Consider the following 21909-nt stretch of genomic DNA (forward strand, 5'->3'; position numbering starts at 1 on the left):
ATCTATCGAACGGGTACCGGAGTGGGCAAAACGGCAGGTCGGAGCCGTCGCGCCGCCGATCGGGCAAGGGCGGCGACGAAGAACTGGAGCACGGCGAGTCCGGCGATGGTCGCTCCCGCGGCGGTGTCGGCATTCCACGACACGATCAGCCCGGCGAACGTGGCGGACCAGCCGAGGAGCACGGCGATGGCCATCGTCGCGCCGATCGAGCGGCCGAACAGTGCCGCGGTCGCCGAAGGTGCGACGAGGAGTCCGAACACGAGCAGGGTGCCGACGATGCGGAAGGAGGCGACCACCGCGAGGACCACCAGCGCGAGGAGGGCGAGGTGCGCCCACCGGGGATGCAGGCCCAGGGTGTGGGCCTTGCGTTCGTCGAACACGAGGGCGACGAACGGGCGATACGCGATCACGGAGATGATGCCGGCGACGGTGGCCGCCGCCGCGAGCCAGATCAGGTCGCCCCGGGTTGCCGACAGGACGTCACCGAAGAGGAAGGACGTGAGATCGACCGCGAACGACCGTGCGCGCGAGACGATCACGACGCCGAGTGCGAGCATGCCGACGAACAGCAGGCCGATCCCGGTGTCCTCGGACAGTCGCGAGTTCTTCGAGACCCAGGCGACGCCGAGGATCATGACGATCGCACTGGCGGCCGCGCCGACGAGGAGATTCGCGCCCGCGAGGTAGGCGACGGCCACGCCCGGCAGCATGCCGTGCGAGATGGCCTCGCTCATGAATGCCATGCCGCGCAACACGACCCACGTGCCCACCAGTCCGCAGAGCACGGAGACCAGCATTCCCGCGAAGAGCGCACGCCGGACGAAGGACACCATCAGGGGGTCGAGTAGCCACTGCACCCTGCTAATCTAACGATAATGATTGTCGTAAGCGAAATTGTGGTCCGGTATGGCTCGACCCCGGCGTTGAACGGCGTGAGCGTGTGCCTCGCGCCGGGCGCCGTCACGGCTGTCGTGGGGCACAACGGTTCGGGGAAGTCGACGCTCCTGCAGTGCCTCGCCGGCATCGTGCGTCCCACGTCGGGCCGGATCGACGGGACCAACGGGTTGCGCACGGCATATGTGCCGCAGCGCAATGCGGTGAGCGATCAGCTGCCGTTGACCGTGCGCGAGGTGGCGGCCATGGGAGCCTGGCAGCGGCGCGGGCTGTGGAGACCGCTCACTTCCGTCGACCGCGACGCCGTCGACGAGGCGCTGAACAGGCTTGGTCTCGCGGACCTCGGCCGCAGGCGGATCGGCGCACTGTCGGGCGGGCAGCGTCAACGTGCGCTGCTCGCGCAGGCGCTCGTGCAGCGCGGCGACCTCCTGCTCCTCGACGAACCCACCACCGGCCTCGACGCGGAGGCCCGCGCCGTGATCGGCGACGTCGTGGACGAAGAGGCCGCGCGGGGTGCGATCGTCGTCGTCGCCACGCACGAAACCCGCGACGCGGAACGCGCCGACCGGGTGCTGACCCTGTCGTCAGGGGTGCCGCTCACCCCACTTCGACAATGACCAGCTTGTTGCCGTCCGGGTCCGCGCTCATGCCGTCCACCTTCTCGTCGGCAGGCGTCAGGCCTGCTCGAACGCCTTCTCGAGTTCGGCGACGTCGAGTTTGCGCATCTTCAGCATGGCCTGCATGGCGCGCTGCGCCTTCTCGGTGTCCGGGTCGCGCATGAGTTCGTACAGCCGCTCGGGGACCACCTGCCAGGAGACGCCGAAACGGTCCTTGACCCAACCGCATTGGCTTTCCTCGCCGCCGTCGCCGGTGAGGGCGTCCCAGTACCGGTCCACTTCCGCCTGGTCCTTACAGAGGATCTCGAAAGAGATGGCCTCGTCGAACGTGAACTGCGGGCCGCCGTTGAGCGCGATGAACGGCTGCCCGTTGATCTCGAAGGACACCGTCAACACCGCCCCCTCTGGACCGGGAGTGTTCGGACCGTAGTGGGTGACCTCCGTGATCCGCGAATTCGGAAACAGGGACGTGTAGAACTTCGCGGCCTCTTCACCGTCGGTGTCGAACCACAGGCAGGGGGTGATCGGTTTCATGGCGCAGTTCCTCTCGCGGATCCTCGTCGATTCATCCTCGCCGATATAGACCGCGGCCACGCCCGAAACTCATCGAACGGCTGTCAGGAGTTCAGCGCACCGTCCGGGTGGAGGAGATGGCGATGGCTCCGAACAGCCCTACCAGGGCGAATGCATAGAAGCCCCACGGAACCGCGTAGCCCGCGCCGAGGAGTACACCGCCGAGGATCGGGCCGCAGATCGCGCCGACCCGGCCCACACCGGCCGACCAGCCGAGCGCGGTCGCGCGGATCTGCGGCGGGTGGTTGGCGCTCGTGAACGCGTAGACGAGGACCTGAGCGCTGAAGACGAAGCAACCGGCGAGGAACACCAGGGCGTAGATGCCGAACGACACCTTGACGCTCAGCAGAGCGAGGAACACGGCCGCCCCGGCGAACCAGATGATGGCCGCCGTGCGCGGGCCGATCTTGTTGGCGACGCCGCCCGCGATCAGCAGTCCGACCACCGCGCCCGCGTTGAGGATCAGCAGGAACGTCAGCGACGCGCCGAGGTTGTAGCCCGCCTCGCGCATGATCGTCGGCAGCCACGTGTTGAGTCCGTAGACCAGCAGCAGCCCCATGAACGAGGTGACCCAGATAGCGATGCTGTTGCGCACGAACGGACGTGAGAACAGGGCGCGCACCGGGTTGGCCGAGGCCGCGACGGGAGCGTCGGCGGCGGGCGCCGCTTCCAGTTCCAGGCCGTACTGCTTCGCGACGGCCTCGGCCTCGGCGCGCTTGCCGTGCGCCAGCAGGTACGAGGGGGACTCCGGAAGGTATCGCAGCATCAGCGGAATCAGGACCACCGCGGGCAGGGCGCCGACGACGAACATCGAACGCCAGCCGAACGGCTCGATCAGCACGATCGCCAGGGCAGCGGTCGCGACCGCACCCACGTGATATCCGGTCATCAGCAGCGTCGACGCGGAGCCGCCGCCCTGCCTTTTCGAGAACTCGTTGACCAGGGCCAGCGCCGTCGGCAGTGCGCCGCCGAGTCCGACCCCCGCGAGGAAGCGGAACAGCCCGAAGACGAACGGGTTGGGTGCCACCGCGCACAGAAGCGTGAGAACGGAGAACGCCGCGACCGCGAACAAGAGGGCGCGCCTGCGTCCGATGACGTCGGTGAGCGTGCCGATGACCAGCGCGCCGATCGTCATGCCGACCAGGCCGAAGGTCGAGATGAACGTGATCGTTCCGGTGGACAGACCCCAGTCCTCGTAGTCGAGGAGTGAAGGGATGACGGCGCCGAGGACCACCAGGTCGAATCCGTCGAGCAGCACGGCCACCCAGCAGAGGGGCGCGACCCAGAGGGCGGTGGAGGCGCGGGCGGCGCTTCGTTGGGAAGTGGTCATGATGTCCTCGAGATTCGGCGGTGTCCGCATGGGGTGTTCGCGATGCGAACCCTAGTTCTATACGCGCACTCATTGTGTGGCGGGCCATAGTTGCCTGTCAAACATCGGCCAGTCCACACTCCGGTGGTCCGACCGTCCTGGGCCTTCGCCCAATGTCACCGCGGTGCCGTCCGAGTAGACCGATGCGACATCCGGCGCTGCTCGGGTTGGTCAAGAACTGGTAAACCCCGTGTGGATAATCGACCGGGTACCGAGTCGATGAGCCAGGACGGACTGTGAGAACCAACCACCAGGTGGCTACGAGCCGTCCGCGCCACGCTGCCGCGCCGCCGACGGTGGCGGGCCGCTATCGGTACGACCTCGACGGACTGCGGGGGATCGCGATCGTGCTGGTCGTCGTCTACCACGTGTGGTTCGGGCGAGTGTCCGGCGGCGTCGACATCTTCCTGGTGCTCTCCGGGTTCTTCTTCACCGGCATGCTCGTGCGACGCGTGGGCGCGGACTCCGGGCTGTCGATCCCCGCCGTTCTGCGGCGCACCGCCCGGAGGCTGCTGCCTGCGTTGGTGGTGGTGACGGCCGCGACAGCAGTCGTGACCGTCGTCCAGCGTCCGTTCACCCAGTGGTCGGGGATCGCGGATCAACTCCTCGCGTCGCTGTCGTACGTGCAGAACTGGCAGCTGGCCCGGACGGCGTCCGACTACGCCGCGGCCGACGCCTCGGTCAGCCCGCTGCAACACCTGTGGTCGATGTCCGTGCAGGGGCAGTTCTACCTCCTCGCCCTCGCCGTCGTCGCGGGTGTGGCCTGGACGTGCCGTCGCCGGATCGGACTCGTTCGCCCCCTGCTCGGCGGCGTCCTCGGCGCGGGGTTCGCGGCGTCGTTCGTGTATGCCGCAGCGCTGTCGCAGGACCGGCAGTCGTGGGCGTACTTCGACACGTTCGCGCGACTGTGGGAACTGCTCGCCGGTGCGCTGCTCGCGCTCGTCGTGCACCGTGTCGCCCTGTCCCGCGGGTGGCGCGCGATTCTCGCGGTCTCGGGGTTCGCCGTCGTGCTCGGGTGCGGTTTCTTCGTCGACGGCGCCGCCTTGTTCCCCGGCCCGGCGGCGCTGATCCCGGTCGGCGCGGCCGTGGCGCTGATCCTCGCCGGAACGGGCGGTGGCTCCGACCAGCCGGGGGTCGTGACGATGCTGGCGTCCCGTCCGTTCGTCGTACTCGGTGGTCTGGCCTATTCGCTGTACCTGTGGCACTGGCCGATCCTCATCTTCTACCTCACGTGGCGGGAGCGACCGGCGGTCGGAGCGCTCGGCGGGCTCGCGGTGATCGTCGTGTCGCTGGTGCTGGCGTGGCTCACACAGCGGCTGATCGAAGCGCGGTTCCAGACCGGGGCCCGTCCGAGGCGGCTGCTCACCGCACTGGTCGCGGTCCTCGGCGTCGCCGTCGTCGGCGCGGCGTCCGGGTGGCACGCGTATCTCGTCCGCAACCCCGAGACGACCGCGCGGGTCGGGGAACTCGACCCGTGGCTGTACCCGGGCGCGGCGTCGCTGACGGATGGCGCATTCGCGCCGCGCACGGACATGCGACCCACCCTGCTCGAAGCGTCGGGTGACCTGCCGCAGCCGACCGTCGACGGCTGCATCTCCGACCTGAGCACACGCGACGTCGTCACCTGCGTGTACGGCGACGCGTCCGCCGAACGGACCATCGCCGTGGTGGGCAGTTCCCACGCCGAACACTGGGTGCCGGCGCTCGACCGCATCGGGCAGCAGCGCGGGGTCCGCGTCGAGACGTACCTGAAGATGGGGTGCCCGCTGACCGTCGCGGACGTCCCGCTGCTCGCCGGCGAACCGTATCCCGATTGCGGCGACTGGTCCCGCGACATCCTCGACCGGCTCCGCGATCACCGTCCGGACTGGGTGTTCTCGACGTCCTCACGTCCCAACGACGAGGGCGCCGGCGACGTCACGCCCGACGACTACGTGGGACTGTGGGCGCGGCTCGCGGACTTCGGGCTCCCGTTCCTCGGCATCCGCGACACCCCGTGGCTGCATGACGACGGCGTCCCGTATTCGGCCGTCGACTGCCTGGCCGACGGCGGCGACGCCGACAGTTGCGGAATGCCCCGCGACGATGTCCTCGCCCCGGACAATCCCACGCTCGAGGCGGCCCGTGACCTGCCGTCGGTGTATCCGCTCGACCTCACCGACGCCGTGTGTGACGTCGCGATCTGCCGTGCGGTGCAGGGAAACATCCTCGTGTACCACGATTCGCATCACCTCTCCGCGACCTACGTCCGGAGTCTCGTCCCCGAACTCGACCGGCAGATCGGCATGGCCACCCGCTGGTGGTGACCGGGATACTGACGGCATGTCCGAAGACGACCGCAGCATGCTGGGACGTGCCTTCCTGGTGCTGGGTTCGTTCACGTCGGAGCGGCCGCGGCTGTCCCAATCGGAGCTGAGTAGGCGCACCGGGCTGCCGCTGCCCACCGTCCACCGGCTGTGCCGCCAACTGGTCGACAACGGCGCGCTCGAACGCGTCGACGACGGGCACTACGAGATCGGGGTGCGGCTGTGGGAGCTGGGTGCGCTCGCGCCCCGCGCCCACGGACTCCGGCAGGTGGCGCTGCCGTACCTCGAGGATCTGTACGAGGCGACGCGCGAGAACGTGCAACTCGTGGTCCGGGAGGATCTGGAGGCGCTCTACATCGAACGGCTGTCGGCGCGCGGCGCCGTGACGGTCGTCGGCAGGGCCGGGGGCCGGCTGCCGCTGCACGCGTCGAGCGGCGGCCTCGTCCTGTTGGCATTCGGGGGCACGGACCTGCTCGACGCTGTCCTCGCCGCCGGGCTCGAACGCTTCACCCCGTCCACGATCACCACCGAACATCGCCTGCGCAGCACCCTCGACGACATTCGCCGGACCGGCTGGGTCACGTGCCGCGAACACCTCAACATCGGGACGCTGGCCGTGGCCGCGCCCGTGTCGCGGTCGACGGGGGAGGTGGTGGCCGCGGTGTCCGTCGTGGTTCCGGCGGAGAAGGATCCCGCGCCCCTGATCCCGGCCGTCCGGGCGGCCGCGCGGGGCATTTCCCGGGGCGTCGCCTAGCTCGTCTTTCACTCAGTGAAAGTGGGGGTGTTGCGGGCCGCTTCTTCGCAGGACAGTGACTGGTGTCACGAACTACGCGAGGAGTCTGCTCATGAACACACAGGTCGGGATCGTCGGCGGGGGTCCCGCAGGACTGATGCTGTCCCATCTCCTGCACCTGAAGGGCATCGATTCCGTCGTGCTCGAAAGCCGCACCCGCGAGGAGGTGGAAGGCACCATCCGGGCCGGTGTGCTCGAGCAGAACACCGTCGACCTCATGGTCGACACCGGACTCGGCGACCGCGTCAAGCGCGAGGGACTCACCCACCACGGCATCGAACTCCGGTTCGGCGGCCGCGGGCACCGCATCGACTTCGACGAACTGACGAACGGCCGCGCCGTCACCGTCTACCCGCAGCACGAAGTCCTCAAGGACCTCATCGCCCGCCGCCTCGAGGACGACGGCGACATCCGCTTCGGCGTCTCCGACGTGCAGGTCCACGGCCACACGTCCGACAAGCCGAAGATCACGTACCTCGACGCCGACGGCAACGAGCAGACGCTCACCTGCGCGCTCGTCGCCGGCTGCGACGGCTCGCGCACGTCCACCCGCGGACTCATCCCCGAGACCACCGTGCGCACCGACCACTTCCGCCAGTACCCGTTCGCCTGGTTCGGCATCCTCGCCGAGGCCCCGCCGTCGTCCGAGGAACTGATCTACGCCAACCACCCGCGCGGCTTCGCCCTCATCAGCACCCGCACCCCCGAGGTGCAGCGGCACTACCTGCAGGTCGACCCCGACGACTCCGTCGACAACTGGTCCGACGACCGCATCTGGTCGGAACTCCACGCCCGCGTCGACGGCGAAGGCGCGGAGATCAAGGACGGCAAGATCTTCCAGAAGTCGATCCTCCAGTTCCGCAGCTTCGTGTGCGAACCCATGCAGCACGGCAACCTGTTCCTCGCCGGCGACGCCGCCCACACCGTGCCCCCCACCGGTGCCAAGGGCATGAACCTCGCGATCGCCGACGTCTACTTCCTGTCCAAGGCGATGTCCGAGTACTTCGCCACCCGCAGTCGGGCGGGGCTCGAGGGCTACACCGACAGCGTCCTCCCGCGCGTGTGGCGGACCCAGCACTTCTCCTGGTGGATGTCCTCGATGCTGCACCGACTCCCCGGCGACACCGGATTCGGGCACAAGCGGCAGGTCGCCGAACTGGACATGGTCACCCGCTCCGTCGCCGGCCGCACCCTCATCGCGGAGAACTATGTCGGCACGCCTTTGGGCTGACGCCCCCGTGAGTACTTATTAACGTCGGGCGGTTAACAAGTACTCACGGGCGGCGGAGCCGCATGCGCAGGGTACGGAGCTCTTTCGGACGGCCGACCGCGATGACCCCGACCGGAATGTCCTCGCGCACTGCGACCGCCGTGAAATCGCGATCGGCGATCGAACCGCGGACCACGTAGTCGTCGTCGAATCGTGTGACGCCGGCGAACTGTACGGTGTGGCCGTATTGAGTCGACCACCCCCACGGAACGTCGGTGAACGGCTCGGATTTCCCGAGGATGGATTGTGCGGCGGCGATTCCCTGTGCCTGCGCGCTGTTCCAGTGTTCGGAACGGTACCTCTCATCATCATGCGCACCGGGGATGTTGGCCGCGTCTCCCGCCGCGAAGACGCCGTCGGCCGACGTGCGAAACTGCTCATCGACGGTGATGCCGTTGTCCGCGCGCAGTCCCGCCGCTACCGCGAGCGTCACCTCGGGGACGGCGCCGACCGAGACGAGGACGGTCCCGGCGCTCCACGTGCGACCGTCGTCCGCGGTGGCGCGGGCGGTCCCGCCGTCGGTTGCCTCCAGCGACGACAGTGCGACATCCGTACAGACGTCGACGCCGTTCTCGGAGTGCAGCGACGCGATCATCGTCGAGACTTCCGGGGGCACAATTCGACTGAGGAGCGACCGGTCTCGTTCGAGAACGGTCACCTCCGCTCCGAGTGACCGCGCCGTGGCAGCTACCTCACATCCGATGAGACCCCCGCCGATCACGAGAAGGGAACCGGTGCGTCGAATCGACTCGCGGAGAGAATCGGCGTCGCCCATCGAACGCAGAGTGAAGACGTGCGCACCGGAGACACCGTCGAGTCGGCGTGCCCGGCCACCGGTCGCGAGCAGCAGAGCATCGAAATACAGTGATTCTCCGGACGAGAGCGTCAGGCATCTTGTTCCGGTGTCGAGTGCGACTGCCGTTGCACCGGTGATCAATTCAATGTCTCTTTCGCGCCAGAAAGAGTCCGGTTTCAGCGCAGTCTTCTCGGCAGGGGTGGCACCCGACAGGAGGTCCTTCGATACCGTCGGGCGCCGATACGGCGGTGAGGGTTCGTCTCCGATCAGGACGACGCGCCCGCGGAAGCCTTCCGAGCGGAGCGTCTGCGCGGCGCTCGCCCCCGCGATCCCGGTCCCGACGATGACCACCGTCGACAGTTCCGTGGCGGAATTCGACACTGCACTCACGCCCGGCTGACCTCGACCATGTCGAAGTCGGCCTTCGCGGCCCCGCAGTCGGGGCACGACCAGTCTTCGGGAATGTCGTCCCACCTGGTGCCGGGTTCGATGCCGTCCTCGGGCCAGCCCTCGGCCTCGTCGTACTCGAATCCGCATTGAACGCAGCGGAAAAGCTTGAAATCGGTACTCATGTCACGCCACCTTCGTTTCGAAATCGATCTTCTCGCGGACCCCGCAGTCGGGGCAGCACCAGTCGTCGGGCACATCGGCCCACGCGGTGCCGGCGGGGAATCCTTCACGGGGTGCCCCGGACGCCTCGTCGTAGACGTAATCGCAGACCGGGCACTGGTAGGCGGCCATCACCGAACTCCACCGTTGTACTTGGCCAGGACCTTCTCCCGCTTACCGGGTTGGATGTTCACCCGGGTGATGTCGCCGTCGTAGTGGTCGAGCACGCGGTGGTCCATCACCTTGCGCCACAGCGGCGGGAAGTACGCGAGGGTGATCATGCTGGCGTACCCGCTGGGCAGGTTGGGGGCACCGTCCATGCTCCGCAGCGTCTGGTAGCGCCGGGTCGGGTTCGCGTGGTGGTCGCTGTGGCGCTGCAGGTGATACAGGAAGATGTTGGTCACGATGTGATCGGAGTTCCAGCTGTGTGCCGGGGCGCAGCGCTCGTAGCGGCCGCTGGAGGTCTTCTGGCGCATCAATCCGTAGTGCTCGAGGTAGTTGACGGTTTCGAGGAGCGAGAAACCGTAGACGGCCTGGATGATCAGGAACGGGATGACGACCGGACCGAAGATCGCGATGAGCGCGCCGAACAGCACCACCGACATCAGCCAGGCATTGAGCACGTCGTTGTGAATGCTCCACGTGCTCTTGCCGAGTCGCTGCATTCGCGTCTTCTCGAGCCCCCACGACGACGTCAGGCTTCCCCAGACGCTGCGGGGGAGGAACGTCCAGAAGCTCTCTCCGAAGCGTGAACTCGCCGGGTCCTCCGGTGTGGCGACTCGGACGTGGTGGCCGCGGTTGTGTTCGATGTAGAAGTGGCCGTAAAAGGTCTGCGCCAGAGTGATCTTGGCCAGCCAGCGTTCGAGCTCGGTCTTCTTGTGACCCATCTCGTGGGCGGTGTTGATGCCGATGCCGCCCATGACGGCGACGCTGAACGCCACGCCGACCTTCGACACCAGTCCGAGGCCGCCGTCGATGCCGAGCCAGGAGAGGCTGTCCGCCGACCAGAGGTAGCACGCGAAGACCAGGCTCGCCAGCTGGAACGGGATGAACACGTAGGTGCAGTACCGGTAGTACCTGTCGTTCTCGAGCTGTTCCATCACCTCCTCGGGCGGGTTTTGGCCGTCGGGTCCGAAGAACCTGTCGAGGAGAGGAAGTAGCCCGAACAGCAGCATGGCGCCGATCCACCACCACACCGAGGCTGCCGCCGACCATCCCAGCTGATTGAAGGCCCACACGAGCCCTGCGGCGAGGAACAACGCAGTCGGGGGAATCAACCCCATCAACCACAGGTAGCGCTTGCGGTCACGCCACGCTTCCGGTGGCGCTTCTCCCGTCATCCTGCCGATATTCGACGTCGTCACTATCCGAACCTCCTCGTCCAGTGGCTGTGCCGGTATGAACCAGCTCACTCTCATTTTGGACAGTACACGCATTCTGATCCAGGTTCTATACAAATCTGCGGATTTGTAAATAACGTTGGGCGCCAGTGCGCAAGATCTGGATCGTCTAACACGGGTGGCTCCGCCGCCGATAGACCTGTCGACACAGTTCACCGTTCCGAGGAGGCCTCGATGTTCCGCGATCCCGGACTGCCCGACTGGCTCGAGTTCGTTCTCGGACTGCTCGGGTACCGCTGGTAGTCGTCTACTCCGGCGTGCGCGAGCGCGCCGCGAACGTCGCTGTCGCGGCGACGGCGAAGACCAGCCCCCACCACGGGTGGCCGGCGAGTGCGACGAGCGCGCCGGTCACCGCGAACAGTGCGGTCTGGGCGAACAGTCGTGCGGGGTTGTGGAGTCGTCGGCTCGATTTCGGTGCCATGGCGACGCCCCAGAGGACGGCGGCGGCCACGGGGAGGAGAGTCGCGAGCACCACTTGAACGACCGTCGAGTTCGCGAAAGACCAACCTGCGACCGCGAGCAGGACCAGCATCGCGATCTCACAGGCGAAGGTCACGACGTCGAGAACGCCCACTCGTTGCGCGCCGGGTTCGCTCATCGACCCAGCTTAGATGCGTACGTTGGAAGGGAGACCGCACACGGGACGACGGAAGAGAGAATGGTGCAGATCGGGCGCAGACGGTGGATCGCGGTGGTGGCGACAGGGGTGACCCTGACGATGGGCGTCGCGAGTTGCTCGTCGACCGATGCCACGGATGTCGCCTTCGATACCAGCGAACTGGATTCCGCGATCAGTCCCTGCGACAACCTGTACGGGTTCGTCAACGGTACCTGGCTCGCGGAAACCACGATCCCGGACGACGAATCCAGCTACGGTGTCTTCAACCAGCTGCGGGACAAGAGTCTGGACACGCAGCGGGGCATCGCCGAGAATGCCGTCGGCGATCTGGGGAGCGAGGACGAGAACTCGGACCGGTCGAAGATCGGGGCGCTCTACGAATCCGCGATGGACGAGAAGTCCATCGACGACGCCGGATTCACGCCACTGGCACCGGAATTGGCGCGGGTCGACGCGATCGCGTCTTCTGCTGACGTCGCGAAGTTCCTCACCGAGGACGCCGCCGACGGCGGGTCGATCATGTTCAGCCTGACCGCGGGCGCCGACTTCCAGGATGCGACGAAGCAGATCGGCTTCGTCACCCCGACCGGAATTTCGTTGCCGTCCAAGGACTACTACCTCGACCCGCAGTACGCGCCGATCCTCGACGCCTACCGGAACTACCTGAGCAAGTCACTCGAACTGATCGGTGCCGACGACGCGCAGGCCGCTGAGGCCGTCGAACTCGAGAAGGCTCTGGCGGAGGCGTCGCTGTCGCCCGAGGACGCACGTGATCCCGCGACGCAATACAACCTCGTCTCCGTCGACGAGGCGAACGCGACGACACCGGCTTTCGACTGGCGGCCGTTCTTCGCGGCGCAGGGAGTCACCGCCGACCAGGGATTCTCCCTCGCCGACACTCCGTACTTCACCCGGGTGAACGAACTCCTGGGACGCGCTCCCGTCGACCAGTGGAAGTCCTACCTGCGCACGCAGGTGGTGTCCCGCTCGGCCGAGCGACTGTCGAAGCCGTTTCGGGACAACCAGTTCGAATTCGAGAAGCAGATCTCGGGGAGTACCGCGCAGAAGCCCCGCTGGAAGACCGCTGTCGCGGACGTGAACTCCGCGATGGGCGACGCGATGGGCGAACTGTATGTCGGGGAGGCGTTCGACCCGGCGGCGAAGGAACACGCGCAGCAACTCGTCCACCAGGTTCTCGACGCGTTGAAGGTGCGCATCGAGAACGTCGACTGGATGAGTCCGGAAACCAAACAGAAAGCGCTCGACAAGTGGTCGGAACTGGTGCCCAAGATCGGGTACCCCGACACGTGGCGTGACTGGTCCGGGTTGCAGATCGCCCGGGACGACTACTTCGGCAACCTCGCCGCGGCCGACAAGTTCAATCACGCTTACGATCTGGCGAAGATCGGCAAGCCGTCCGACCGCACCGAGTGGGCGATGACACCGCAGACGGTCAACGCGTACTACAACCCCAGCGACAACACGATCAACTTCCCCGCCGCGATCCTGCAGGCCCCGTTCTTCGACCCGAACGCCGACGACGCCCTCAACCTCGGTGGGATCGGCTCCGTCATCGGCCACGAGGCGACGCACGGGTTCGACGACCAGGGCAGCCAATTCGACGGCAAGGGCAACAACGTGAACTGGTGGACACCGACGGACCGGGAGCAGTTCGCGAGCCGGACGCAGAAACTCGTCGACCAATTCGACGCCTACACACCGATCCCCGGCAGGCCCGACATTCACGTCAACGGCAACCTGACACTCGGGGAGAACATCGCCGATCTGGGTGGAGTCAACGCGTCGTACGACGCATTGCAGGCCGCGCTCGATTCCGACCCCGGCGCGGCGGAGGAGAAGATCGACGGGTACACGCCGAGTCAGCGTTTCTTCCTCAACTACGCCCGAATATGGCGGGAGAAGACCCGCGACGAGGCCATGATCACGCAACTCGACAGCGATCCGCATGCGCCGTCGGATCTTCGCGTCAACGGTGTCGTCCCGAACGTGCCCGGGTTCGGACAGTCGTTCGGGTGCCCACCGGGCTCTCCGCTGGTGATCTGGTGAATGCTGCGCCTGTGAGTACTTGTTAACCGCGGGCGGTTAACAAGTACTCACGGGCGGAGCATGGCTGCCACATGCCCGAGTCGGGGCTGGTCGATCGACCCCTCGACGCACCGGGCGAACAGCCACAGCCGTAACCGCTGGGCGTCGAGGTCGAGCAGGCCGGACATCCGGTCCGAGAACCCGGCGGGGTCGGCGGCGAGACGATCGACGTGGTCGAGCATGTGCTGCAGCACGTCGTATGTCGGATCCCCGACATACGGTTTGGGGTCGATCACCAGCCACGGTTCGCGGGCGGCGGCCAGCACGTTGTCGGGGTGAAGGTCCGTGCACAGCAGTCGCGACTGCGTCGCCGTCCGTGGGAGTTCGCGGAACAGGTCCATCCCGGTTCGCGTGAGGCCCGGATCGATGCGCGGTGCGGGCCCGGGTTTCTCCTCGAACTCGTCGGCCCAGATGTCGCACATGCTGGTGAGCGGTCGGAACGGGTGGTCGGCCGGTGGGTCGATCCACAGCCTGCGCAGCAACCCCGCGATCACGACGTCCTGCTCTTCGGGCGGCCGGACCTCGGACAGCGGGGTGCCCGGTTCGCAGGCTTCGAGGAGCAGCGCGGTGGTGTGGTCGAGCACGCGGTGGTCGAGGAGCCGGACGGCGCCGTCACCGTGCCAGGCCGTGAGCCCGTCCGCCTCGTGCAGCGCCTCGTCGTGTCGCCAGCCGACTTTCAGCACCACTCGATCGCCGGCGGCGGTGCGCGCGGGCGCCGTCCAGGACGTGACGCCCCCGGGCTGGAACGGGCGGCCGAGTTCCAGCGACCATTCCCGGGCCAACGTCCCGACGACTGCGGGGAGCCCGGCCAGCCATGTTCGGCGCGGCGCGTCGGGGGCGTCGTACGCGTCCATCTCCCGCACGAGGTTCGTCGGCAGCTCCAAATCCGGCACACCCGCATTGTGCCTCGCCCGGATCAGGCAATCGCCCACCCCGGCAAACTAGAACCTGTTACATTCGCGAGACGGGTACTACTTCAGGAGCCGCAGTGATCCTCGATCGGTTCAAGGTCGACGGCCGGGTTGCCGTCATCACAGGCGCGGGCCGCGGAATCGGCGCCGCCACGGCGGTCGCGCTCGCGGAGGCCGGCGCCGACGTCGTGATCTCGGCGCGTCACGCCGACCAACTCCACAAGGTGGCCGCGCAGGTCGAGGAAGCGGGTCGGCGAGCACTCGTCGTCCCCGCCGACCTGAACGATCTCGCCGCCGTCGCCGCTCTCGCCGACGCCGCGCAGGACGAGTTCGGACGGCTCGACATCGTCGTGAACAACGTCGGCGGCACCATCCCCAACGCCCTGCTCGACACGGACGCGGACTACCTCGAAGAGGCATTCCACTTCAACGTCAGCACCGCGCACACCCTCGTGCGCGCGGCGGTGCCGCACATGCTCGCCCACGACGGCGGTTCCGTCGTGAGTATCTCCTCGGTGATGGGACGGCTGTCCGGTCGCGGCTACCTGGCCTACGGCACGGCCAAGGCGGCCCTGGCCCATTACACCCGGCTCGCCGCCCGCGACCTCAGCCCGCACATCCGCGTCAACGCGATCGCGGTCGGATCGGTGCTGACGTCCGCGCTGGAATTCGTCGCGTCGGATCCCGCAGTCAAGGCCGGGATGGAGAGCGTCACGCCCCTCGGCCGGATCGGTGCTCCCGAGGACATCGCCGCGACTGTTCTGTATCTGTCCTCGAAGGCCGGGTCGTACCTCACCGGCAAGGTGATCGAGGTCGACGGAGGCCTCGACCAACCGAACCTCGATCTCGGCCTACCCGATCTGGAACTCGGAGAGAACTCATGACATATCGCGTCGTCGAATGGTCCACCGGCACGGTCGGGCGTCACGCCATCGCGGGCATCGACGCCCGCAACGACCTCGAACTGGTCGGCGCGTGGGTGTCCAACCCGGACAAGGTCGGGAAGGATGCCGGTGAGTTGGCCGGACTCGGAAAAGAACTGGGGGTGAAGGCGACCGACGACAAGGCGGCACTCCTCGCCCTGAAACCCGACTGCATCGTGCACACCGCGATGACGGACGACCGCATCTTCGATGCCATCGAGGACCTGATCTCGTTTCTCGAGGCCGGCATCAACGTCGTGTCTTCGGGTCCGGTCCTGTTGCAGTATCCGATAGGTGTGGTCCCGGACGATCTCGTCGACCGCATCCGCCGCGCCGGTGAGCAGGGCGACGCAAGTCTCCACGTGAACGGCATCGACCCCGGGTTCGCGAACGACGTTCTCCCGCTGGCCATGACGAGTCTGTCGCAACGCATCGACGAGGTGCGGTGCTACGAGATCGCCGACTATTCCACCTACTACCAGCCGGTGGTGATGAGCGAGATCTTCGGTTTCGGCAAACCCGTCGACGAGACGCCGATGCTGTTCCAACCGGGCGTGCTGTCGCTGGCGTGGGGGAGCGTCGTACGGCAGATCGCCGCCGGACTGGACCTCACCCTGGACGAACCGCTGGTCGAGAAGTTCGAACGGATCCCCGCCGAGGAGGTCCTGGACATTCTGTCGTGCCACATCGCGAAGGGGACGGTCGCGGCGGTGCGGTTCGAGGTCGTCGGCACGGTCGACGGCGTTCCCCGGGTGGTCCTCGAGCACGTCACCCGCACCCACCCCGAACAGCAACCGGACTGGCCGAAACCCGCCCGCGGCGACGGGTGCTACCGGATCGACATCACGGGCGAGCCGATGATGACCGTCGAGTTCAACCACCACGGCGAGAACGGGGACCACAACGTGTCGGGCATGATCGTCACCGCGATGCGACTGGTGAATTCCGTGCACGCGGTGGTCGAGGCGAAACCCGGACTGGTCACCGCACTCGACCTGCCCCTGATCACCGGCCGTGGTTTGTGCGCTTCGCGCCCGTGAGTACTTATTAACCGCGGGACGTTAAGAAGTACTCACAGGCCGAAGGCACTCAGCGCATTTCGGAGCCCGTCCGGGCGCTCGGCGAGGGGGACGGGTTCGACGAGCGCGAACGCGCAGCCCACCTTTCGTGCCGCACCGTCGGCTTCCTCGCTGTCGCCGATCATCAGCGTCCGTTCGGGCGCGGCGTCGACCGCGGCGAGGGCGTGCTCGAAGATCTTCGGATCCGGTTTGACCGCACCCACCTCGAACGACAGCACGAACGCGTCGACGAGATGCTCGACTCCCAGGTCCGTGAACGCAGGCCGGATGTCGAAGGCGATGTTGCTCAGGACCGCAACCTTGATTCCGCGGTCCTTCAGCGCCGCAAGCACTTCCACCGTGTCGGGGTACGCGCTCCAGCACCGTGGGTCGATCAGCCGCTCGTACAGCCCGACCGCCTGGTCCTGGTGCGCCACCCCGGACTTGCGTAAGACGTCGAGGTACGCCTGCCGGTGGAACCGGGGGTCGAGGTCGCGGTTGGTCCACGCGTGGTGTTCCGCCGCATCCATCTCGACGGTCTGACCGACTGGCGCCGTCATGCGCCGCATCAACTCGGCCTGCTGGTGGAGGTCGAACGGTTCACCTTCGTGGTCGGTGAGGTCGGACATCCAGCTGTCGTCCTCCTCCAGCCGGAACAGCGTGCCGGAGAAGTCGAAGATCACTGCGTCGAAGTCGGTGAGATCGGAAGCCACGGTTCCAGGCTAACGCGCCCTGCGCGCGACTTCAGGGTGAGTCCGGGCGGGGTCAGTCGACTTCGAGTTCACCCATCGGTGACCACTCGGTGCCGTCGATCGTGGTGTTGATGATCCGCGGCGTCTGGGCGAGGGCGGGTTTCAACTCGCGCAGCGCATTCTGGAAGTGCTCGCTCTGCACGTGGGCGACGGCGGCGTCGTCGTCACGGAAGGCTTCGACGAGGACGTACAGGTTCGGATCTTCCACCGCGCGCGACCAGTAGAACCACAGGTTGCCCGGTTCGTTCCGGGTCGCGTCGGTGAACGGTCGTACCAGGTCGAGCCAGCTGTCCGCGTGGTCCGGTTTCACGGTGAAGTTGACGACGATGAAGATCACGGCTGCCTCACTTGTCGAGTTCCCATTCCGCGAAGAATCCTACGCGCGCGATCCCGTCGAATCGTCGACCGAGCGGCGCAGCCGGGTGAGGATGCGGGTGAAGGTGTCGGGGTCGTCCAGGGCGCGTGCCAGGACCAGTGCACCCTGGATCCCCGCGACCACCTCCTCGGCGAGTGGACGTGACTGCGTGCCGTGGCCGGCGTCGGTGAGGGCGCCGGCCAGCGAATCGACCCAGTCGGTGAAGTAGGCGCGGACGCGGTGGGCGAAGCGGTCACGTTCGAGGCCGAGCGCGAACGCACCGAACAGGCAGATCCGTCGACCCGACCGGAAGTACGTCTCGACCTCGTCGAACATCCGCTCGAGCCGGGCGCCGGCGGGCTCGGGCCCACGCAGCGGCAGGTATACGGCGGTCTGAAACCACGCGTCGACCTCGTCGAGAACGGCCTCGGCCATCTCGTCCTTGCCGCGGGGGAAGAAGTTGTACAGACTGCCTTTGCCGAGTCCGGTCTGCTCGGTGATGACGGCCAGGCTTGCGCCGTCGAACCCGTGGGATCGGAACACCTCGGCCAACACAGGGACGACGTCGCCGCGTTCGGCTACTGATCGGGGCATGACCACTCCTCGTGTGCCGGTCAGAGGCCGAGTTCGCTCAGCCCGGGATGGTCCGACGGTCGCACGCCGGACATGTCCCAGAAGAATGTGCGGTCGGATTCGTCGATCGGGACGTCGTTGATGCTGGCGTGCCGCCACCGCATCAGCCCGTTCTCGTCGAACTGCCAGTTCTCGTTGCCGTACGCACGGAACCACTGCCCGTCGGCGTTGTGGAACTCGTACGCGAACCGGACCGCGATGCGATTCCCGTCGTGCGCCCACAACTCCTTGATCAGGCGGTATTCCAGCTCGCGGTCCCACTTTCCGGTGAGGAAGTCGACGATCTCGCGACGACCCTGCAGGAAGGTGGACCGGTTACGCCACCAGCTGTCCTCGGTGTAGGCCTGCGCGACCTTCTCCGGATCGCGGGAATTCCAGCCGTTCTCGGCGCCGCGAACCTTCTCGATCGCGGTGTCGCGCGTGAACGGTGGGACGGGTGGGCGAATGGACATGGTGAGCGCTCCCCTCGGGATCTGTACCTTTCGGTACACACTTTACCGATAGGTACAAACTCTGTCCAGAGCCGATGCCCCCGCCGTGACGGCGAGGGCATCGGCCGAGCGTGAAACCTAGTGCGCTTCGGCGAGTTCCGCGCCGATGCCGGTTTCGGCGCGCACCAGCATCTCGGCGAACTTCTCGTCGCGATCCGCCGAAGGTCCGTGACGGCGTTCGCCGGCGAGCGAGCCGATCACGGCGGCGGCCAAACCGAGGGGCATCGTGATGATCACCGGCAACTGGATGGTCAGCGGCGCCGGTCCACTTCCCAGCCAGAGCGCCTCCGTGAACATCAGGCTGACTACGGTGGATGTCAATCCGACCGAGATGCCCCACACGGCGCCTGTGCTGTTGAACCGTCGCCAGTTGAGGCTGAGCAGCAGGCTGGGCAGGTGCGCACTGCCTGCGACCATGAAGGCCATTCCCATGAAGTACGTGATATTCGTGGTGTCGCCGATCGCCATCGTCAGCCCGATCGCGACGACGCTGAACGCGACGGCCGCGTACCGGGCGACCTTCGCCTCGCGGGCGTCGGCCGTCTCCGTGCCGGCGTCGGCGGCCTTCCTGCGGGTGAGGGTCGGCCACACGTCGTGGGCGAATGTTCCCGCGGCGGAGATCACGACACCGGCGACGACGGCGACGATGCTCGCGAACGCGACGGCCGCCACCATGGCCAGCGCGATCGACCCGCCGATGGTGCCGACGCCACCGCCGAGTTCCGTGACGAGCGTCGGTGCCGCCAGGTTGCCGCCGGCGCCGACGCGGTCCGCCCCGTCGGGTCCGAGGAGCGCCGCGGTGCCGAAGCCCATGACGATGACGATCAGGTAGAAGGCGCTGCACAGTGCGACGGTCCAGCCGAGCGACTTCCGTGCCGTGGCGGCCTCGGGGACGGTGAAGAAGCGGATCAGGATGTGCGCCATTCCGGCCGTGCCGAGAGCGAATGCCAGGGAGTACGAGATCAGGTTGATCGCACCGGTCTGCCCGAAGATCAGGCCCGGCGAGAGGATGGCGTCGCCGGCCGCCGCGTTCGAGGTTGCCGCCCCGAGCATGCCCGGGAGGCTGAAGCCGAACTTCGCGAGGATCCCGAGGCATACCACGACCGCCAGGATCGACAGGATGGACGACTTGATCACTTGAACCCACGTGGTCGCCAGCATTCCGCCGACGAAGACGTAGATGCCCATGAGCGATCCGGCGACCACGACGGAGAGGCCGAACGGAATCCCCGAGACCGATTCGAGGAGGACACCCGCCGCCACGAGCTGGGCGAGCAGCACGAACGTGCCGGTGACGATGGTGCTGAGCGCAACCACCACCCGGACGCGTCGTGCGCCGGTCCGGAACACCAGAACGTCGGCGAGAGTGAACTTTCCGACGTTGCGCATCTTCTCGGCGAGCAGGAACAGGACGGGCAGGAAGGACACCACCGACGTGCACAGGATGACGGCGCCGTCGACGCCCTTGTAGAAGATCAGCCCTGTCGTGCCCAGGAAGCTACCCGCGGAAATGAACTCACCGGCGATCGCGAACCCGTTCTGCCACCCGGTGATCGAGCGGCCCGCGGCGAAGAATCCGGTGGCGCTGCGACTTCGGCGCGACGCGGCGAACGTGACCCACAACGTGAGGGAGATGACGGCGGCACAGATGCCGATGGCGAGGAAATCGGCGTCGCCGGTCATGACGCATGCTCCTGATCACGTTGTGCGATGGCCAGCACGGCGGCATCGGCGGCGGGTTGGATGTAGGTGCGGGAGAGCCGGAAGTACGCGTACACGAGGACCCAGGTACCGGCGAACTGGGAGAACACCACCCACAGCGACAGCGGAATGCCGAACGCCGTGTTGTCGCCGAGGAATTCGGGAAAGTAGGCGAATCCGACGAGGAAACCCGAGAACAGCGCGATCGCGATCAGGCCGAGGCCGGTGGTGACGGCCCGGCGACGGCGCCGCAGTTCGACGAACTCCGCCAGTGCGAGGATCGGCGACCAGACGGCCGCGCCCGGCGCGGTGGTGGGCGACTCGGTGGTCATGCGTTCACCGCCGCGCGCCGTGCCGTGTCGAGGGCGAACTGGTTCTCGTCCCAGCCCTCGGCCAGCGGCCCGAAATAGTGGAAGCGCACCTGCTTGACCCGGTACAGCCATCGACCGTCGATCTTGACGGCGTCATCCGTGTAGCGGCCGGCGGCGATGGACGCGGCGCCGTCGGAGACGCACGGCTGCCACAGAAAGGAGCGGACGGTCGCGCGATCGCCGTCCAGGTCGATCTCCAGGTTGGTGATGAAGTGCCAGAACGCGGTAAGCCCACCGGGGGCGAGTCCGGCGAAGAACTCCCGCATCTCGCTCTTGCCCTTCGGGTTCGACAGTCCGTCGAATTCGCCGTCCTCGGTGAACAGGTCCATCAGGGCGTCCCAGTTGCCGTCGTCGAGATGGCGGCAGTACTGCGCGTCGAGGTATCGGATGGCCTCCAGGTCTTCCAGGCGGCGAATTCGATCTTCGAGGGTGCTCAAGGTGGCATACCTCCACGGTGCGATGTGCGGAATGAGCGAATCGGTCATTAACAACCGTTCATGTGATGTGGACCATAACGGACGCGCTGCAGCCGGTCAAGACGGAGCGGTACTCACTGCATGGGCGCTGTTGAACTACATCTTCCGGAGGGTTTCTTGCCCGCGCCGCACGCTGCACCTACCCTCCGAGGGATGAACACTCGGTCAAGCAGCGCGGTGATTCCCCACGTCCGGCAGCGGATCCTGGATGCGGCGCTGGACGAGTTCTACACCGCCGGCTTCCACGCCGCGACCATGCGGACCATCGCGAAACGCGCAGGCTGCAGCGCCGCCAACGTCTACAACCACTTCGAGAACAAAGACGAACTCCTGGTCGAGATCCTGCGTGCCGCCAGTGACGAACAGTTCACCGCCACCCGGAATGCCCTGCGTAAGGCGGGTTCCACACCCGCGGAGCAGTGGACGGCCGCGGTGGTAGCGCATTCGCTGTACACCGCGCGCAATCAGCGCGCGTGCCTCGTGGCCAACACCGAACTGCGCTATCTCGACGAGGTCGATCGCAAACGGGTCGTGGGCTCGCGCGACGCCCAGGAACACCTGTTCGTCACCATTGCCGAGGCGGGGGTGGCGGGCGGCGACTTCGACGTTCCCCACGTCCATCAGGCGGTGACCGCCGTGCTGACCATGTGCGCCGGCATCGCGCTCTGGTACCGGCTGGACGGACCCCTGTCTGCGCAGGCGGTGGCGGACTCGTACGGCGTCTACGCGCTCAACCTGGTCGGATACCGTCCCACCTGAATCGGGGATTGGGCGTTGACGATCGATCCAGTCCGTGTTGTACTGGGTGAACAAGCGTTAATGTGATTCGAGTGCAGAACTCCGAGTTCTCCCGTTTCGCGCGCCCCGTAGTTCGAGTGGATGAGGA

General features: G+C 66.9%; 24 protein-coding genes. 8 read left to right on the top strand and 16 right to left on the bottom strand.

The annotated features are described in order from the left end of the window. Nucleotides 1–2: 2 nt before the first annotated feature. Nucleotides 3–857, bottom strand: coding sequence for a zinc ABC transporter permease AztB (gene aztB / locus RJ1_RS04120; RefSeq protein WP_073358709.1), 855 nt, complete (start codon nt 855–857; stop codon nt 3–5). Nucleotides 858–875: 18 nt separating this feature from the next. On the opposite strand from aztB, the gene aztA reads away from it, so the two are divergent. After that, the gene (gene aztA, locus RJ1_RS04125) at nt 876–1511 is read left to right on the top strand and encodes a zinc ABC transporter ATP-binding protein AztA (RefSeq protein ID WP_073358710.1); all 636 of its coding nucleotides are present in this window, start codon (nt 876–878) and stop codon (nt 1509–1511) included. A gap of 57 nt (nt 1512–1568) precedes the next feature. On the opposite strand, the gene RJ1_RS04130 is transcribed toward aztA, so the two are convergent. Both RJ1_RS04130 and RJ1_RS04135 read right to left on the bottom strand, forming a co-directional pair. Next, nucleotides 1569–2045, bottom strand: coding sequence for a VOC family protein (locus RJ1_RS04130; protein WP_073358895.1), 477 nt, complete (start codon nt 2043–2045; stop codon nt 1569–1571). 91 nt (nt 2046–2136) lie between these two features. Beyond that, a complete protein-coding gene (locus RJ1_RS04135) occupies nt 2137–3414 on the bottom strand; it encodes an MFS transporter (protein WP_073358896.1) in 1278 nt (425 codons plus the stop codon). A gap of 275 nt (nt 3415–3689) precedes the next feature. Between RJ1_RS04135 and RJ1_RS04140 the strand changes: the two genes are divergently transcribed. From RJ1_RS04140 to RJ1_RS04150, 3 genes are all read left to right on the top strand, one after another. Then, nucleotides 3690–5759, top strand: a complete 2070-nt coding sequence (locus RJ1_RS04140) for an acyltransferase family protein (RefSeq protein WP_073358711.1) — start codon at nt 3690–3692, stop codon at nt 5757–5759. 16 nt (nt 5760–5775) lie between these two features. After that, nucleotides 5776–6513 carry an IclR family transcriptional regulator gene (locus RJ1_RS04145; RefSeq protein WP_073358712.1) on the top strand — a complete coding sequence of 246 codons (738 nt, stop codon included), beginning with the start codon at nt 5776–5778 and terminating at the stop codon, nt 6511–6513. 91 nt (nt 6514–6604) lie between these two features. Further along, nucleotides 6605–7783 (top strand): 4-hydroxybenzoate 3-monooxygenase, encoded by a 1179-nt coding sequence (locus RJ1_RS04150; protein WP_073358713.1) that lies wholly within the window; start codon nt 6605–6607, stop codon nt 7781–7783. A 43-nt stretch (nt 7784–7826) separates the two neighbouring features. On the opposite strand, the gene RJ1_RS04155 is transcribed toward RJ1_RS04150, so the two are convergent. From RJ1_RS04155 to RJ1_RS04175, 5 genes are all read right to left on the bottom strand, one after another. Further along, a complete protein-coding gene (locus RJ1_RS04155) occupies nt 7827–9008 on the bottom strand; it encodes an NAD(P)/FAD-dependent oxidoreductase (RefSeq protein ID WP_073358714.1) in 1182 nt (393 codons plus the stop codon). Continuing rightward, nucleotides 9005–9190 (bottom strand): rubredoxin, encoded by a 186-nt coding sequence (locus RJ1_RS04160; protein ID WP_037226029.1) that lies wholly within the window; start codon nt 9188–9190, stop codon nt 9005–9007. Before RJ1_RS04160 ends, RJ1_RS04155 begins: the two co-directional genes overlap by 4 nt. 1 nt (nt 9191) lies before the next feature. Continuing rightward, nucleotides 9192–9359 (bottom strand): rubredoxin, encoded by a 168-nt coding sequence (locus RJ1_RS04165; RefSeq protein WP_073358715.1) that lies wholly within the window; start codon nt 9357–9359, stop codon nt 9192–9194. Continuing rightward, the gene (locus tag RJ1_RS04170; RefSeq protein WP_073358716.1) at nt 9359–10591 is read right to left on the bottom strand and encodes an alkane 1-monooxygenase; all 1233 of its coding nucleotides are present in this window, start codon (nt 10589–10591) and stop codon (nt 9359–9361) included. The genes RJ1_RS04165 and RJ1_RS04170 overlap by 1 nt, the downstream gene beginning before the upstream one ends. A 283-nt stretch (nt 10592–10874) precedes the next feature. Next, nucleotides 10875–11225, bottom strand: coding sequence for a YrdB family protein (locus RJ1_RS04175; protein ID WP_073358717.1), 351 nt, complete (start codon nt 11223–11225; stop codon nt 10875–10877). A 60-nt stretch (nt 11226–11285) separates the two neighbouring features. On the opposite strand from RJ1_RS04175, the gene RJ1_RS04180 reads away from it, so the two are divergent. Then, complete coding sequence (locus tag RJ1_RS04180; RefSeq protein WP_073358718.1) at nt 11286–13313, top strand: M13 family metallopeptidase; 2028 nt, start codon at nt 11286–11288, stop codon at nt 13311–13313. Between the two features lie 47 nt (nt 13314–13360). Here RJ1_RS04180 and RJ1_RS04185 read toward each other — a convergent pair whose 3' ends face one another. Further along, nucleotides 13361–14245, bottom strand: coding sequence for an aminoglycoside phosphotransferase family protein (locus tag RJ1_RS04185; RefSeq protein WP_174694939.1), 885 nt, complete (start codon nt 14243–14245; stop codon nt 13361–13363). 95 nt (nt 14246–14340) lie between these two features. Between RJ1_RS04185 and RJ1_RS04190 the strand changes: the two genes are divergently transcribed. After that, nucleotides 14341–15147 carry an SDR family oxidoreductase gene (locus tag RJ1_RS04190; RefSeq protein ID WP_073358719.1) on the top strand — a complete coding sequence of 269 codons (807 nt, stop codon included), beginning with the start codon at nt 14341–14343 and terminating at the stop codon, nt 15145–15147. Continuing rightward, the gene (locus RJ1_RS04195; protein ID WP_073358720.1) at nt 15144–16226 is read left to right on the top strand and encodes an NAD(P)H-dependent amine dehydrogenase family protein; all 1083 of its coding nucleotides are present in this window, start codon (nt 15144–15146) and stop codon (nt 16224–16226) included. Before RJ1_RS04190 ends, RJ1_RS04195 begins: the two co-directional genes overlap by 4 nt. A gap of 32 nt (nt 16227–16258) precedes the next feature. Here the strand turns inward: RJ1_RS04195 and RJ1_RS04200 are convergent, their stop codons facing one another. From RJ1_RS04200 to RJ1_RS04230, 7 genes are all read right to left on the bottom strand, one after another. Next, nucleotides 16259–16957, bottom strand: coding sequence for an HAD family hydrolase (locus RJ1_RS04200; protein ID WP_073358721.1), 699 nt, complete (start codon nt 16955–16957; stop codon nt 16259–16261). Between the two features lie 52 nt (nt 16958–17009). Then, a complete protein-coding gene (locus RJ1_RS04205; protein ID WP_073358722.1) occupies nt 17010–17333 on the bottom strand; it encodes a putative quinol monooxygenase in 324 nt (107 codons plus the stop codon). Between the two features lie 39 nt (nt 17334–17372). Beyond that, nucleotides 17373–17945 (bottom strand): LmrA/YxaF family transcription factor, encoded by a 573-nt coding sequence (locus RJ1_RS04210; protein ID WP_073358723.1) that lies wholly within the window; start codon nt 17943–17945, stop codon nt 17373–17375. Nucleotides 17946–17965: 20 nt separating this feature from the next. After that, nucleotides 17966–18436: a nuclear transport factor 2 family protein gene (locus tag RJ1_RS04215; protein ID WP_073358724.1), complete on the bottom strand. Its 471-nt coding sequence runs from the start codon at nt 18434–18436 to the stop codon at nt 17966–17968. A gap of 117 nt (nt 18437–18553) precedes the next feature. After that, complete coding sequence (locus RJ1_RS04220; RefSeq protein ID WP_073358725.1) at nt 18554–20158, bottom strand: solute symporter family protein; 1605 nt, start codon at nt 20156–20158, stop codon at nt 18554–18556. Next, complete coding sequence (locus RJ1_RS04225; RefSeq protein WP_073358726.1) at nt 20155–20508, bottom strand: DUF485 domain-containing protein; 354 nt, start codon at nt 20506–20508, stop codon at nt 20155–20157. Before RJ1_RS04225 ends, RJ1_RS04220 begins: the two co-directional genes overlap by 4 nt. Continuing rightward, nucleotides 20505–20984 carry a nuclear transport factor 2 family protein gene (locus RJ1_RS04230; RefSeq protein WP_143048928.1) on the bottom strand — a complete coding sequence of 160 codons (480 nt, stop codon included), beginning with the start codon at nt 20982–20984 and terminating at the stop codon, nt 20505–20507. The genes RJ1_RS04225 and RJ1_RS04230 overlap by 4 nt, the downstream gene beginning before the upstream one ends. Before the next feature lie 192 nt (nt 20985–21176). Between RJ1_RS04230 and RJ1_RS04235 the strand changes: the two genes are divergently transcribed. After that, nucleotides 21177–21782, top strand: a complete 606-nt coding sequence (locus RJ1_RS04235) for a TetR/AcrR family transcriptional regulator (protein WP_073358728.1) — start codon at nt 21177–21179, stop codon at nt 21780–21782. Nucleotides 21783–21909: the final 127 nt, after the last annotated feature.

The sequence above is a fragment of the Rhodococcus jostii NBRC 16295 genome (genome assembly GCF_001894825.1).
GTDB classification, from domain to species: Bacteria; Actinomycetota; Actinomycetes; order Mycobacteriales; family Mycobacteriaceae; genus Rhodococcus_F; species Rhodococcus_F jostii.

What these genes read in the sequence shown, in the direction of transcription:
- RJ1_RS04160 (WP_037226029.1), bottom strand. Translation starts at nt 9,190, where the DNA reads ATGAGTACCGATTTCAAGCTTTTCCGCTGCGTTCAATGCGGATTCGAG.
- RJ1_RS04130 (WP_073358895.1), bottom strand. Translation starts at nt 2,045, where the DNA reads ATGAAACCGATCACCCCCTGCCTGTGGTTCGACACCGACGGTGAAGAG.
- RJ1_RS04215 (WP_073358724.1), bottom strand. Translation starts at nt 18,436, where the DNA reads ATGTCCATTCGCCCACCCGTCCCACCGTTCACGCGCGACACCGCGATC.
- RJ1_RS04210 (WP_073358723.1), bottom strand. Translation starts at nt 17,945, where the DNA reads ATGCCCCGATCAGTAGCCGAACGCGGCGACGTCGTCCCTGTGTTGGCC.
- RJ1_RS04150 (WP_073358713.1), top strand. Translation starts at nt 6,605, where the DNA reads ATGAACACACAGGTCGGGATCGTCGGCGGGGGTCCCGCAGGACTGATG.
- RJ1_RS04180 (WP_073358718.1), top strand. Translation starts at nt 11,286, where the DNA reads ATGGTGCAGATCGGGCGCAGACGGTGGATCGCGGTGGTGGCGACAGGG.
- RJ1_RS04145 (WP_073358712.1), top strand. Translation starts at nt 5,776, where the DNA reads ATGTCCGAAGACGACCGCAGCATGCTGGGACGTGCCTTCCTGGTGCTG.
- RJ1_RS04165 (WP_073358715.1), bottom strand. Translation starts at nt 9,359, where the DNA reads ATGGCCGCCTACCAGTGCCCGGTCTGCGATTACGTCTACGACGAGGCG.
- RJ1_RS04235 (WP_073358728.1), top strand. Translation starts at nt 21,177, where the DNA reads ATGAACACTCGGTCAAGCAGCGCGGTGATTCCCCACGTCCGGCAGCGG.
- RJ1_RS04135 (WP_073358896.1), bottom strand. Translation starts at nt 3,414, where the DNA reads ATGACCACTTCCCAACGAAGCGCCGCCCGCGCCTCCACCGCCCTCTGG.
- RJ1_RS04195 (WP_073358720.1), top strand. Translation starts at nt 15,144, where the DNA reads ATGACATATCGCGTCGTCGAATGGTCCACCGGCACGGTCGGGCGTCAC.
- RJ1_RS04225 (WP_073358726.1), bottom strand. Translation starts at nt 20,508, where the DNA reads ATGACCACCGAGTCGCCCACCACCGCGCCGGGCGCGGCCGTCTGGTCG.
- RJ1_RS04220 (WP_073358725.1), bottom strand. Translation starts at nt 20,158, where the DNA reads ATGACCGGCGACGCCGATTTCCTCGCCATCGGCATCTGTGCCGCCGTC.
- RJ1_RS04175 (WP_073358717.1), bottom strand. Translation starts at nt 11,225, where the DNA reads ATGAGCGAACCCGGCGCGCAACGAGTGGGCGTTCTCGACGTCGTGACC.
- aztA (WP_073358710.1), top strand. Translation starts at nt 876, where the DNA reads ATGATTGTCGTAAGCGAAATTGTGGTCCGGTATGGCTCGACCCCGGCG.